Here is a 13,484-nt window from a genome sequence, read left to right as displayed (position 1 = left end):
AGACGCCATCAAGCCAGTGCTCGCCGCAGCCACTACCAACGACGGCTCGCCGACCCCTCAACCGGATAGATCACGAAGTCGCACTGGAGTACTAGTCGCGGATCGTCACCTCCGTCGCCGCCGCGGTGACGCCGCGCGTCGCGGCCCTGCAGGTCCCCCGGCGCGGCCGGGACGGCGGGTTCAGCACGGCGCTCGGCTCGGCGGTGGTCTTCACCGACGACGGCTTCCTGCTCACCAACGCCCACGTGGTCGGCCACGCCGACGCCGGGACGCTGGCCTTCGCCGACGGCACCAGCTCGCCCTTCCACACCATCGGCGCCGACCCGCTCTCCGACCTGGCCGTGCTGCGCGCCGACGGCCAGACCCCCTCGCCGGTGACGCTCGGCGAGGCCACCGCACTGCGGGTCGGGCAGCTGGTCGTTGCCGTCGGCAACCCGCTCGGCCTGGCGGGGACGGTCACGGCGGGCGTGGTCAGCGCGCTCGGCCGCTCGCTGCCCGCCCGGGCCGGCAGCGCGGTGCGGATCATCGACGACGTGATCCAGACCGACGCCGCGCTCAACCCCGGCAACTCCGGCGGCGCGCTCACCACCGCGAACGGCGAGGTGGTCGGCATCACCACCGCCGTGGCCGGGAACGGGCTGGGCCTGGCCGTGCCGATCAACACCACCAGCCGCCGGATCATCGCCGCCCTGCTCGGCGACAGCCGGATCCGCCGCGCCTATCTGGGCCTGGCCGGCGTCCCTGCCCCGCTGCCGCCCGCCCTGCGGGACCGCACCGGCCAGCGCACCGGCCTGCGGATCGTCGAGGTGGTCCCCAGCGCCCCGGCCGCCCGCGCCGGCGTGCGCGCGGGCGACCTGCTGCTCACCGCGGCCGACGAGCCTATGGGCAGCGCCCAGGCCCTCCAGCGCCTGATGCTCGCGGACGCCATCGGCCATCCCCTCCCGCTCACCGTCCTGCGCGGCGAGGCACTGGTCGACGTGATCGCCGTCCCGATCGAACTCCCCACCGACGACTGACCGACCGCCGGGCCCATCGGTTCGACATCGATTGGCAAACCCCGGACACACGTTAAGAGGTTGGCCGATTTAGACCGCTGCGCCCATTTCGCCCTGGCAGCTAACCGCTGGCATGCCGATCCGAGCCACCGTCACCTTATGTCGGTTCAGCGCCATCGCCAGCTATCTCATCCAGCGATACCCAGACCCGCGCAGCATCGAACGATTCGAACGCCGCCCGCATAGCAGCCGAGCCCTCAGCCTCTGGCGCAAGACCAGAGGTGAGCACCAATAAAAACCCGCCCCGATTCCGAATGAGATCAGTCAGCATGGGCGTCAAATGGGCAGCCCACACCTCAACCCCGTACTGTAGATACAACTCTCCCTCAACAAGGCGGATCAACAACATCCGTGAATCGGCGGCGGGAATCTGCGACTTCCATAGCGGCTCCGCCCCTAGAGAGAAGGGCGAGGAATTATTGGCCTCCGCATACCCAACCACTCTCCACGTCTCGCCATCGAGAAGCAGGTTCACTTGCTCGAGACCCGGGTTGACTATCATCACCGGGCAGAGAAGCCCCTCATCATCAGGGACGGCTCCAGCAAGCGATCGCCAGCTCAATGCAGATGACTTTGTATACTCACGAAGAGCGGAGTCATTCCAGCGAGGGAATCGACAGAGCCCCAGATGGTAAATTCTCGCCGATCCACGATCGTAATCGTCAGTGACCTGAAGCGCTGGCACCCCCTCCCCTAGTGAGTAGCCGCAGTCGAGACAGTCGCCAGCCCAAAGCATGCTCATAAGAAGAAGAATCTCATCCCGACCGAGTCTCCTAAGCGTTTCATGACTGACCGCAAGTGCCCTCAGGCCAGGAGACCCGCCATCGGCTTCGATGATCTGCCAGTCCGCCACATGTCCGTCAGCGTGCGCCACGGCCCACCAGTGCGCCGCCCGCTCCGCGTCTCCCAGGGCATTGGCAACTAGACCTGATATCTGAGCTTCGTTCGCATCTCCAAGTCGGGCCTCGTCGACGGAGCGGACGTAAGCCCGCTTCAGATACTCGTTCGCCGTCTCCAGCTTTTGCTGGACAAGGAGGACTCCAGCATAGAACAACATCGCTATGGGCAGTTCCGCATCGGCCGCCGCGCGCAATGCTTTAACAGATTCCTCGGATTCCCACCGCCCCCGAAGCCACTGTGCGTAGCGGAAGGCACTGGATGCGTCACCGAGCTCGGTACCTTGTTTCCACTGCTCTACGGCTCCCGCCTCGTCTCCAGTAGATTCGAGCACGGCACCGAGTGGGCCGCGGGACTCGGCAACACCCGCTGCAACTGCTCGGCTATACCAATCGCGTGCGGCGGAGAGATCCCCGCGCTGCTGCATCAGAGCTCCCATATTGTGAGTCCCCATGGGATTCCCCGACTCGGATGCTCTGAGGAACCATTGTTCCGCCTCTGTCTCCTTACCAGCTCGCGCGAGCATCGCACCGACGGTGATCATGGCGTCCGTGTCGCCGTCGCTCGCGCGCACGGTCCACAGAGATGCCGCAACGTCGAACCGCCTCGCTGCACGGGCCATTGCGGTCACCAGCGATCGACGCTTGTCATCTGCCAGAGCGACAGCCTCGTTCCAGACATAGTCCGGAATGGTCCTGGGCTCCTGATATCGGGCCACACTGGAGACCAGGTAATCGAAGGGGCGCCACCGATCGGCGGAACCGGGGATAAGCGGACTCGTCACACCCAGCACTACCGCACCGGCCCACCGCCAGGCTTCCTCCAGCGGCTCGGGGCGCAGAGCAGCGCCACCTGCAGCTTCAAGGTAGTGCCCATGGAGCCGTTCGATCGACGCTGAAGGCGACGCCGCGTCAAGCCCTGTCCGGGCCAGGTCTATCGAGGCTGCAACCAGAGCGGCTCCCCTGGGATTGCCCCCCGCACGCGATGCACGCTTCCACCGCTCCAGCACTTGTGGCCCCGCAGCGAGGCACTCGGCCACCCCGTGAACTTGGCCAGCCCTGAGCGCCTCCTCGACGCGCGGGTCCGGCACAGTCGACGCCGACTCACGCTCCACCGATGTCCACTGGCGTTCCATTTCCACGAGGCCCGCTCGCCGCAGTATCACGGACGCGGCACGGGATGCACCTGGCGCCTGCTGATTCCAATCATTCGGACCCGGCGGCTGGCTGAGCAGTTCATAGTATTCGGACCGAAGCGTCCCTAAAACCACCACTCGCGCCTGACGAAGATCTTCCAGCATGGCGACCGTCAGGCCATCCGGACGCAGATAGTAGTGAAGTTCGTCCAACCAGAGCACACCTGGCATCTGTGCCTCTGCCAGTAGCGCTTGGAGTACGTGCCCGAGTTCCGCGTCGGGGTCAGGGATGAAGACATTCCTGGACGGGAATATGCGCTTCATCGCTTCGAACATGGACCGGCTTTTTCCCGCCGCGGAGTCCCCGACAGCAATCAGGACACCACCAGTTGTACCAACGGCCTCCATTTTCCGATCGAGTTCGGTATCGCTCACACGTGGGATATAGGGGACCTGCGTGGGATAGCCTTCAACTTCGGCCGTTCTATGCGCACCGAAGTCGCTGGCTTCCGAGCCTGAGACACGTCTGCGGACGTACCCGCCCGCAACCTCGCTCGCCCGTCCTCCCTGTTGACCCCGGAGAGAGCCGATGCCCGGCGGTTTTCCCGTATAGCGGATGAGCGTCCGTGCAAACGATGCATCGGCGACAAGCGTGGCAGCCGGAATGGCATCGACTCGACCATGTGCCCACCCATTGGGATCGCCGACCACTACCCCCGCCAGGACTGCACCGGCAAACACAGCGGCCCCGGACATTCCTGCCCATGGCGAGCCCTCGCCCCACGCTGGTGGAGCTGCATGGTCGCTGTCCAGCACGTACCGGCCGCGCATCAGCAATGAACCGGGCTTAAGTGTCCCGACGAACTGTTCCGTGTCCGGCAAACTGTTGCCGTAGCGCGCGACCGAGGGAAAGCCCACTGCCTCGCAACCCGAGACAGCGCTGAGGTCGTCGGCGGTCCCCCATACGACATCCGTCAGAGGACGGTCAGGCCCGACAAGATCGTGCTCGGCAAGCAGGAGAGCGGCGTCGCACTCTTCGTCCTGGCGAACCCACACCACATTGCAGCGTTGCGCCCCCGTTCCGCCCGGGACCACGGCCATCACCCGGTCGTCACCCAGGATGTGCGCACTTGTGAGTACTAGACGCGAAGTGATCAGGTAGCCGCTGCCCTGCCGACCTGCCTGAACCAGGACTACGCGAAAGCTGGAAAGAGCGCCCACTCGCTGACTCCCGAAAGTCACATGTCGCGCGTGGGCGAGAAGGCCGTCAGATCTGCTCGCTGTTCGTTACCGATGTCCAAGGATTCGCCGGTCCGACGGTCCCGCGGGCTGAGAGTGAGCGACACCGTGTGAGTCTGCCGTCGACCGCGGGAGGCGGCAGCGTCACCAGTAACTACCCAAGCTCTGAAGCCAGCCTTCGCACTGGAATCGGAATGGATCTCCACGACGAACTCCAGCCGGATCTCCCCCACCTCGAAGCCGACACGTTCGCCTGCTCCGTTCAGAGCCGCTGTCTCCAACTCGTCGCGCAGGCCCTGCACAACCATCGAGAGTTCCACCCCGTCCAATGGCTTCGTCACTCGCACCTCCCGATCTACCAGCCCCGCGTCCCGATGCCCTCATGGCCTGTTCGGGCTACTACGGTTAGCATGATTCGCCGTTGGCTTCCGAAGGATTCAGCAAATCTGGCTCAAATACGCTCCCTCACGGCGGTGGCCAGTCAACGTCAGCACCGTCCCGATCGAACTGCCCACCGACGACTGATGGTTGTCGCTCTTCAGTCGCGCGGCGCACGCCGCATCGTCCAGAGCATCGGCCCGTCGCCCGGCAGTTGCACCTCCTCCAGCACCTCGAAGCCGAAGTGCTGGTACACGGCGAGGTTCTCCGCCTTCGAGGACTCCAGGTGGACCGGCAGCCCAGCCGCGTCCGCCCGGGCCAGCCCCGAGCGCAGCAGGGCGGCGCCCTGCCCGCGGCCCTGCGCGACCGGGTCCGCGCCGATCACCGCCAGGTACCAGTGCGCCTCCTGCGGCGCAGTCGCGGCGGCCGCCTCGACGCACTGCCGGAACCAGTCGGCCCGGTCCCCGAGGAGCTCCGCCAGTTCCCGGATCGTGCCCTCGTCCGGGACGGCCTTCTCCTGCGCCTCCGGCGCGACCCAGAACGCGGCCGCGTGCCCGGTGCGCTCGCACAGCCCGTACGGCAGGTACTGCCGGGTGAACAGCGTGGTGAAGTAACCGCCGAGCGCGGCGGGGCGGGTGGCGGCCTCCGGGAAGAACCAGCACATCATCGGATCGTCCTCGAAGGCCCGGGCCAACACCCGGGATATCGCCCCGACGTCCTCGCCCGTCGCCACCCTCGGCGTGCCCGTGTCCGCGTTCGTGTTCGTGTTCGTCATCCGCATACGGACATTCTGCGCGCCCTTATCCCCACCGCCCCGGGCAGGGGTCGCTGTCGGACCGTCAACTCACGGACTGCAGACAGAACGTGGAATCTCCGCCGCAGGCGGGGCAGCGCCGCCGACAGCAGGACCCCGGCCATCCCTTCGCCGGGAGCAGTTCCGGCGCGGGGCCGACCGGCAGATGCGAGCGGGTGCGGCGGTGCAGGGCCTCCAGGTCGTGCAGCAGCTCGGGCACCGGGACGGGCAGCACCGGGCAGCCGGCCCGGCGCGGACACCGGGCGCCGCAGCCGGCCGCCGCTGCGCCCGAGCACCAGCAGGTCGTCGGCCCGGTCGGCGAGGTGCACCAGGGCAGGTCCGGTCTCGCCAGATCCGCCGGGACCGCCGCCGGCACACGGAGCGGGCGGCGTCGACCGCTCACGGGCATTCGGCCCACCTCGCCGCCCTCTGGGGGCAACCCCACCCGTATCCAGCGAGGCGCTGGCCCGGAGCGGTTATGCATACGACATGAAGATCACCCTCAACGCCGTTCTCGGCGTCCCGCTGATGATCGCCGCCGCCCTGGCCCTGGGCGCCGGTCCGGCCGCCGCAGCCACCGGAGACCTGGCGGTCAACGGCACGACCCACACCAACCCCTCCGGGTGCTACGCACTGGACGGGACCGCCAGCATCGTCGACAACCTCACGGACGAGGCGGCGGAGATCCACTCCGGCGCGGACTGCACCGGAGAGGTCCTCGAAGTGATCCAGGCCGGCGACGACAGCCGCGTCACCGGGGCACAGAGCCTCCTCATCCCCTGATCCGGCACCTGGCACCACGATCGAATGGTGCTATCGTCACTGGCACCATGTTGCTGAAGCTGGACCTTGGCGACGCCCGCCCCCTGCACGAGCAGGTGGCGGGCGCGATCCGACGGGCCGTCGCAGAGGGCGAGTGTGCCCCCGGCGACAGGCTGCCGCCCGCCCGGGAGCTCTCCCGGGCCCTCGGGGTGAACACCAACACCGTGTTGCGCGGGCTGCGCGCCCTGCGCGACGAGGGGGTGCTGGAGTTCCGCCGCGGCCGTGGCATCACGGTCGCGGCGGATGCCGGCACCCGCGCCGAACTGGTGGACCGGGTAGGGCAGTTGATCGCGGACGCGGCCAGGGCCGGCTACAGCAGGAACGATCTCGTAGATCTGATCAGGGGGATGTCGTGAGGGACGAAGAACCCGCGGGAGAGCCCGCCCCAAACCGGCCGGCCCACCGGGGCGCGCTGTGGGGGGCGGTGGTCTGGACACTCGGCGTGGCCGCGCTGCTGGTCGCGATGCCGATGAGCGCGCGCGACCGGCTGCCGGACCAGGTGGCGACCCACTGGAGCGGGCGCGACCCGGACGGTTCGATGCCGCTGACGATGGCGGCGCTGTTCCCGGCCGTCGTCTGGCTGCTGGTCGCGGCCGCCCTCGCGGTCGCCCTCCGGTTCCGGCCCGTTCAGACCCGCAGGTCCGCCGGGCCCGTACTGGCTGCCACCGGGGTGCTGCTGAGCGGGGCGCAGGCCTCCATCGTGCGCTCCAACCTGGACCGCGCCCGCTGGCAGGACGCCGCGCCGATGGGCGTCGAGGTGGTCCTGATCGTCGTGGCGGCCGGTCTGGCGGGTGCCCTGGCCTGGCTGGCGACCCGACGATCCGCCACCGCCACCGCGGCCGCCCCGCCCGGGACGCGGGTGCTGGAGCCGCGGGCCGGTGAGCGGCTGGTCTGGCTCTCACAGGCCTCCAACCACTGGCTGCAGGCGCTCTCCTCGGTGCTGGGGCTGCTCTCGGTGCCGGGAGTCATGCTCGCCGCGAGCGGGCGCACCGGGTCCGTCGACTGGAGGGCGGTCACGTTCTTCGGCCTCGGTGCCGTGGTCGCCCTGCTCTGCTCCTCGGTGCGGGTCCGGGTGACCGAGGCGGGCCTGCACGTCGGCTTCGGCCCGTTCGGCTGGCCCGCCCGGCGCCTGGCCCCCGCCGAGCTCGTCTCGGCCCGGGTCGAGCAGCTGACCGCCCGCCAGGCCCGCGGCTGGGGCTACCGGGTCCACCGCGGCGGCAGCATCGTGTTCCTGCGCCGGGGCGCCTGCCTGGTGGTCCGCACCAAGCGCGGGCGGGACTTCGCGGTCAGCGTCGACGACGCCGAGCGCGGCGCCGCCCTGCTCAACGCGCTGATCGCCCGTACCGCCGGCGCCGCGACGCGCTGAGCCCCGCCCGGCCCGCCACCCGTGAGCAGCCCTCCGGTGGCGGGCCGGTCCGTCTGCGGCGAGGCTGGTGCGCGGCCGAACCAGCGGCCGGACCTGTGACCGGAACCTGCGGCCGGACCTCGGAGGCAAGCAGGCGAGCAGCGGACGGACGGTGGTGCGGGTGGCCGGCGGCAGCGGCGGTTTCCCCTCGCGCAGTGTGTGGCGCCGCCCCGAGCTGCGCTGGGTGGACGTGCTGGTCGCCGCCGCGCTGGTGGCCGGGCTGTACGGCCTGCTGCGGCTCGCCCCCTCGCTGAACGCGCCGTTCCTGCCCGACCAGGCCCCCGCCACCGTCTCCACCGACCCGTCGAACCTGCCGTTCTACGCGGTGCGTTCGCTGCTGCGGATGTTCGTCGCACTGATCGCCTCGGTGCTGTTCACCTTCCTCTACGCGAGCGCCGCGGCCCGGATGCGGCGGGCGGAGAAGGTGCTGCTGCCGATCCTGGACATCCTCCAGTCGGTGCCGATCCTGGGCTTCCTGTCGATCACCGTCACCGCCTTCATCAACCTCTTCCCCGGCTCCACGCTCGGCCTGGAATGCGCGTCGATCTTCGCCATCTTCACCTCGATGGCCTGGAACATGACCTTCGCGTTCTACTACTCCCTGGTCAGCCAGCCGCGCGAACTGGACGAGGCGGCCCGGGTGATGCGGCTGACCAAGTGGCAGCGGTTCTGGCGCCTGGACATGCCCAGCGGCATGATCCCGCTGGTCTGGAACGGGATGATGAGCTTCGGCGGGGCCTGGTTCTTCCTCGCCGCCTCCGAGTCGATCAGTGTGCTCAACCACCGCTACGCGCTGCCCGGCATCGGCTCCTACGCGGCCACCGCCATCGGCGACGGCGACCTCGACCAGGTCGGGATCGCGATCGGCGTGATGGTCGTCATGGTGATCGGCGTCAACGTGCTGTTCTGGCGGCCGATGACGGCCTGGTCCGAGCGGTTCCGGGTGGAGGAGTCGGAGTCCGCCGACCGGCCGCGCAGCGTCGTCCTCGACCTGCTGCGCCGCTCCAGCCTGCCGGAGCTGGCCGCCCGGCCGCTGCGACCGCTCGGGTTGGCGCTGGACCGCGGCATGCGGGTGTTCGGCCTCGCCGAGCACCCGCTCGCCCGCCCCGCCACCCGGGAGCGCACCGGGGACGTGTTCTTCGCCGGGGCGGTGACCGTCGTGGTGGTCTTCGGTGCCTGGAAGGCCTTCGACTACGTCCACACCACCGTCGGCCTCGGCGAGTTCGGCCACGCCTTCGCCCTCGGCGCGGCCACCTTCGCGCGGGTGCTGGTGCTGCTGGTGGCGGCGACCGCGGCGTGGGTGCCGGTCGGGGTGTGGATCGGCATGAACCCCAAGGTCACCCGGTTCGCCCAGCCGGTGGTGCAGGTGCTGGCCAGCTTCCCGGCGAACTTCCTGTTCCCCTTCGCCACCGCCGCGTTCGTCGCGCTCGGGATCTCGCTGAACCTCGGTTCGGTGCTGCTGATGGCGCTCGGCGCCCAGTGGTACATCCTGTTCAACGTCATCGCCGGGGCCTCCGCGATCCCCAGCGACCTGCGCGAGGCGATGACCGGCTTCCAGGTCAGGGGCCGGCTGCGCTGGCGCGCGTTCATCCTCCCGGCGATCTTCCCGTACTACGTCACCGGCGGCATCACCGCGGCGGGCGGCGCCTGGAACGCCTCGATCGTCGCCGAGGTGGTGGACTACGGCTCGCACCACCTCAGCGCCACCGGGCTCGGCTCGTACATCGCCGACGCCACCGGCACCGGCACCTTCCCGAAGATCCTGGTCGGGGTGAGCGTGATGAGCGTCTACGTGGTCGCGCTCAACCGGCTGCTCTGGCGCCGGCTCTACCGGCTCTCCGAGACCCGCTACGCCCTGTGAGGAGCACTGTGACCGCCGCCGCCACCCGCACCACGATCGTCGAGGCCTCCGACGTCACCAAGACCTTCACCACCCCGGACGGGCGGGCCCTGCCGGTGCTCGACGACATCAGCCTGCACCTGGCCGAGGGCGAGATCGTCGCCCTGCTCGGCAAGTCCGGTTCCGGCAAGTCCACCCTGCTGCGCTGCCTGGCCGGGCTGATCTCGCCTTCCTCCGGGACGGTCACCTACCGCGGCACCCCGCTGCGGGCCGCCAACCCGGGGGTGGCGATGGTGTTCCAGTCCTTCGCGTTGCTGCCCTGGCTGACCGTCCAGCAGAACGTCGAACTCAGCCTGCAGGCCCGCGGGGTGGACGAGGAGGAGCGGCGCGAGCGCGCCCTGCGGGCGATCGACCTGATCGGCTTGGACGGCTTCGAGGGCGCCTACCCCAAGGAGCTGTCCGGCGGGATGCGCCAACGGGTGGGCTTCGCCCGGGCGCTGGTGGTCGAGCCGGACGCGCTGTTCATGGACGAGCCGTTCTCCGCCCTGGACGTGCTGACCGCCGAGAACCTGCGCAACGAGCTGGTCGGCCTGTGGGAGGGGCACGAGGCCCCGGTCAAGTCGATCCTGATCGTCACCCACAACATCGAGGAGGCGGTGCTGCTGGCCGACCGGATCCTGGTGCTGTCCTCCAACCCCGGCCGGATCCGCTCCGAACTGACCGTCGGCCTCCCCCGCCCGCGCGACCGCCGCACCCCCCAGTTCGAGGCCCTGGTCGACACCGTTTACGGCATCCTCACCGGTCGCGAGGAACAGCCCGCCGCCGAACCCGCCGCCCGCCAGGCCGCCACCCCGATCACCACCCCACTGCCGCCCGCCACCGTCGGCGGACTGGCCGGCCTGCTGGAGGTCCTGCTCGCCATGGGCGGCGAGGAGGGCCTCGCCGAGATCGCCGACGAACTGAACTTCGAGGTCGACGACCTGCTCCCGCTGGTCGACGCCGCCGTCCTGCTGAACCTCGCCCGCACCACCGAAGGCCGCTTCGTCATCACCCCGGCCGGCCGCGAGTTCGCCGCCGCCGACATCCTCACCAGCAAGCAGCTGTTCGCCCGCAACGCCGCCCGCCATGCCCCGCTGGTACGCGCCATCGTCCAGGCGCTGGCCACCACCGAGGACCACACACTGCGCGAGGACCTCTTCCTGGACCTGCTGCGCGCCGGCTTCGACACCGAGGACGCCCGGCGGCAGCTGGAGACCGCCATCGACTGGGGCCGCTACGGGGAGCTGTACGACTACGACGCTGACGACGCCGAGTTCGCGCTGGATCCGGGCGCCGAGGCGGCGTTGTAGCGACCGGCCAGCAAGTGGTCCGGACGGTAAACCACTCGATTCGGTGGTGGAGCGATCTCCCGTGGCGGGTACACCAGTTGTCGGCCAACCATCGCGCGGACCAGCGAGGAGGCGTCCGTGAGTGACGAGCGGAGCGTCCGGAGAACAATCGATTCACAGCAGACCGTCCAGGACGAACGGACTATCACCTTCCTGCGCTTCGGCGTCGGGGCGATCGGCGTGCTGCTGCCGCCGGCCCTGCCGCTGGGCAACTGGCTGGCGGACGAGCTCATGGGGCGCTCGACGGACGGGTTCTGGCCCGCGTCGATGAGCGCCGCGTACTACACGGGGACGCGGAACGTCCTCGTCGGGGCGCTGTGCGCGCTCGGGGTGTTCCTGATCTGCTACCGGTTCGACCGGCGGGACGACCGGTGGAGCACGGCGGCCGGGCTGTTCGCGCTGGGGGTGGCGCTGTGCCCGACGGCGCCGGGGGATCCGACCGGGCTGCAGCGCACCGTCGGGGTGTTCCATCTGGTGTTCGCCGCGCTGCTGTTCGTGATGCTGGCGCTGTTCTGCCTGTACTCCTTCCGCAATCCGCGCTCGACGCATCCGGCCAGGGTCGGTACGGCCTATCTGGCGGCGGGGGTGCTGATCCTGGTCGCCCTGCTGGCGGCGGCGGTCGCGGGGTTGTCCGGGTTCGGGGCGGGCTGGACGGTCCGGCCGATGTACCTGTGCGAGTGGGTGGCGACCTGGGCGTTCGGTGCGGCCTGGATCGGTGCGGCGGTGGAGCTGGCGGCCGGGCGCGGTGGGCGGGCCGGGTCCGGGGCGCTCCCCCGTCAGGCGGTGGGGCTGGAGGCGCGGGGTCCGGAGGCGTCCCAGACCTGAGCATTCATCACCTCGTCGCACTGGCGCACCGTTACCATGCGCACCAAGGCCGACCGCCGTGGCGGCCGGTGACGGATGCCCAGCAGCAACGGGGAGCGCGAGCGTGACGAACGAGGAACACCCGTCGGTCGACTTGCGGATGGACGTACCGCACTCCGCCCGGGTCTACGACTACCTCATCGGCGGCAAGACCAACTTCGAGGCGGACCGGGCCGCCGCGCACGCCTCCGTGCGGGCCTGGCCCGCGCTGCCGATCTCGATGCGCACCACCCGCGACTTCATGCAGCGCTCGGTGCGCCACCTCACCGAGCAGTACGGGGTCCGCCAGTTCCTGGACATCGGCACCGGCATCCCCACCTCGCCCAACGTGCACGAGATCGCCCAGGCGGTCGCCCCCGAGGCCCGGGTCGCGTACGTGGACAACGACCCGATCGTGCTCACCCACGCCCGGGCCCTGATGTCGAGCACGCCCCAGGGCCGCACCTGTTACGTGGACGCCGACTTCCGCGACCCGGAGTCGATCATCGGCAACCCCCGGCTGCGCGAGGTGCTCGACCTCTCGCGGCCGGTCGCGCTCTCGCTGATCGCCATCGTCCACTTCGTGCTGGACGAGGACGACCCGCAGGGCATCGTGCGCCGCTTCATGGACGCCCTGGCCCCGGGCAGCTTCCTCGCCCTCACCGTGTTCACCGGTGACACCGACCCGGTCGGGGTGGGCGGCGTCGGCCGGGAGTACAACGCCCGCGGCATCCCGCTGCAGATCCGCGACAAGGCCGAGACCGAGGCCTTCTTCGACGGTTACGACCTGCTCGACCCGGGCGTCACCCTGGTCCACCACTGGCGGCCGGACGCCGGCGCCCCGGCGATCCGCGACCGGGACATCGCGATGTACGCGGGTGTGGCCGTCAAGAACTGATCGGCGCGCCACAGGGGCCTGGTCAGCCGGGGACGGAGACCAGGCCCGTCTCGTAGGCCAGGATGACCAGTTGGACCCGGTCGCGGGCGTCGAGCTTGGCGAGCAGCCGGGTCATGTAGGTCTTCACGGTGGCGATGCTGAGGACCAGCTCGGCGGCGATCTCGGTGTTGGACAGGCCCCGGCCGACCAGGGTGAGGATCTCCCGCTCCCGGTCGGTGATCGCGTCCAGCCGGCGCGCGACCGGGACCGGTGTCTGTTTCGGCTGTTGTCCCACGAACGCCCCGATCAGCCGCCGGGTGACGCTCGGCGCGATCAGCGCCTCCCCCGCGGCGACCACCCGCACCGCGGCGAGGATGTCGTCCAGCGCCATGTCCTTGACCAGGAAGCCGGACGCCCCGGCGCGCAGCGCCGCGTACACATGCTCGTCCTCGTCGAAGGTGGTGAGCACCACCACCCTGGTCGGCCCGCCGGCCGCGGTCACCTGCCGGGTCGCCTCGATGCCGTCGGTGCCGGGCATCCGGATGTCCATCACCACGACGTCCGGCCGCAGTTCGGCCGCCAGCCGGACGGCCTCGGCTCCGTCGCCTGCCTCGCCGACCACCTCGACGTCCGCGGTCTCGGCGATCACCATCTCCAGGGCGGCCCGTACCAGCGGCTGGTCGTCGGCCAGCACCACGCGGATCACGCGGTCTCCTTCTCAGAGGGCGTTCGATAGGGGATTCCCCCCAACTGTCCGGCTTTGGTTCGCGCGGCACGGACTCGGTTCCAGGATCTCCTGGCAGCCGGGTCCG

General features: G+C 69.8%; 12 protein-coding genes. 8 read left to right on the top strand and 4 right to left on the bottom strand.

What is annotated here, in order from left to right; translation table 11 throughout:
• Window positions 1-125: 125 nt before the first annotated feature.
• A complete protein-coding gene (locus ACIG5E_RS38180; protein WP_396541713.1) occupies window positions 126-1,016 on the top strand; it encodes a S1C family serine protease in 891 nt (296 codons plus the stop codon).
• A 136-nt stretch (window positions 1,017-1,152) separates the two neighbouring features.
• Here ACIG5E_RS38180 and ACIG5E_RS38175 read toward each other — a convergent pair whose 3' ends face one another.
• The 3 genes from ACIG5E_RS38175 to ACIG5E_RS38165 form a co-directional block, all read right to left on the bottom strand.
• The gene (locus ACIG5E_RS38175; RefSeq protein WP_396541711.1) at window positions 1,153-4,308 is read right to left on the bottom strand and encodes a bifunctional trypsin-like peptidase domain-containing/SEL1-like repeat protein; all 3,156 of its coding nucleotides are present in this window, start codon (window positions 4,306-4,308) and stop codon (window positions 1,153-1,155) included.
• A gap of 17 nt (window positions 4,309-4,325) precedes the next feature.
• The gene (locus tag ACIG5E_RS38170; RefSeq protein ID WP_396541709.1) at window positions 4,326-4,667 is read right to left on the bottom strand and encodes a trypco2 family protein; all 342 of its coding nucleotides are present in this window, start codon (window positions 4,665-4,667) and stop codon (window positions 4,326-4,328) included.
• A 197-nt stretch (window positions 4,668-4,864) separates the two neighbouring features.
• Window positions 4,865-5,479: a GNAT family N-acetyltransferase gene (locus ACIG5E_RS38165; protein WP_396541707.1), complete on the bottom strand. Its 615-nt coding sequence runs from the start codon at window positions 5,477-5,479 to the stop codon at window positions 4,865-4,867.
• Between the two features lie 507 nt (window positions 5,480-5,986).
• Between ACIG5E_RS38165 and ACIG5E_RS38160 the strand changes: the two genes are divergently transcribed.
• The 7 genes from ACIG5E_RS38160 (at window position 5,987) to ACIG5E_RS38130 (ending at window position 12,693) form a co-directional block, all read left to right on the top strand.
• Window positions 5,987-6,280, top strand: coding sequence for a hypothetical protein (locus ACIG5E_RS38160; RefSeq protein WP_396541705.1), 294 nt, complete (start codon window positions 5,987-5,989; stop codon window positions 6,278-6,280).
• A 47-nt stretch (window positions 6,281-6,327) separates the two neighbouring features.
• Entirely contained in the window at window positions 6,328-6,675 is a 348-nt protein-coding gene (locus ACIG5E_RS38155; RefSeq protein WP_396541703.1) for a GntR family transcriptional regulator, read from the top strand.
• On the top strand, window positions 6,672-7,685 hold the full coding sequence (locus ACIG5E_RS38150; protein WP_396541701.1) for a DUF1648 domain-containing protein: 1,014 nt from the start codon (window positions 6,672-6,674) through the stop codon (window positions 7,683-7,685). The genes ACIG5E_RS38155 and ACIG5E_RS38150 overlap by 4 nt, the downstream gene beginning before the upstream one ends.
• 67 nt (window positions 7,686-7,752) lie before the next feature.
• A complete protein-coding gene (locus ACIG5E_RS38145; protein WP_396541699.1) occupies window positions 7,753-9,585 on the top strand; it encodes an ABC transporter permease in 1,833 nt (610 codons plus the stop codon).
• Window positions 9,586-9,593: 8 nt separating this feature from the next.
• Window positions 9,594-10,913 carry a nitrate/sulfonate/bicarbonate ABC transporter ATP-binding protein gene (locus tag ACIG5E_RS38140; protein ID WP_396541697.1) on the top strand — a complete coding sequence of 440 codons (1,320 nt, stop codon included), beginning with the start codon at window positions 9,594-9,596 and terminating at the stop codon, window positions 10,911-10,913.
• A 117-nt stretch (window positions 10,914-11,030) separates the two neighbouring features.
• The gene (locus tag ACIG5E_RS38135; protein WP_396541695.1) at window positions 11,031-11,777 is read left to right on the top strand and encodes a hypothetical protein; all 747 of its coding nucleotides are present in this window, start codon (window positions 11,031-11,033) and stop codon (window positions 11,775-11,777) included.
• 103 nt (window positions 11,778-11,880) lie between these two features.
• A complete protein-coding gene (locus tag ACIG5E_RS38130; protein WP_396541693.1) occupies window positions 11,881-12,693 on the top strand; it encodes an SAM-dependent methyltransferase in 813 nt (270 codons plus the stop codon).
• A 22-nt stretch (window positions 12,694-12,715) separates the two neighbouring features.
• On the opposite strand, the gene ACIG5E_RS38125 is transcribed toward ACIG5E_RS38130, so the two are convergent.
• A complete protein-coding gene (locus ACIG5E_RS38125) occupies window positions 12,716-13,378 on the bottom strand; it encodes a response regulator (RefSeq protein ID WP_396541691.1) in 663 nt (220 codons plus the stop codon).
• Between the last annotated feature and the right edge of the window lie 106 nt (window positions 13,379-13,484).

The organism is Kitasatospora sp. NPDC053057 (genome assembly GCF_044546945.1).
Taxonomy (GTDB): domain Bacteria; phylum Actinomycetota; class Actinomycetes; order Streptomycetales; family Streptomycetaceae; genus Kitasatospora.
Note: the sequence above shows the minus strand (reverse complement) of the source record. Positions and strands in the feature narration are given on the sequence as shown.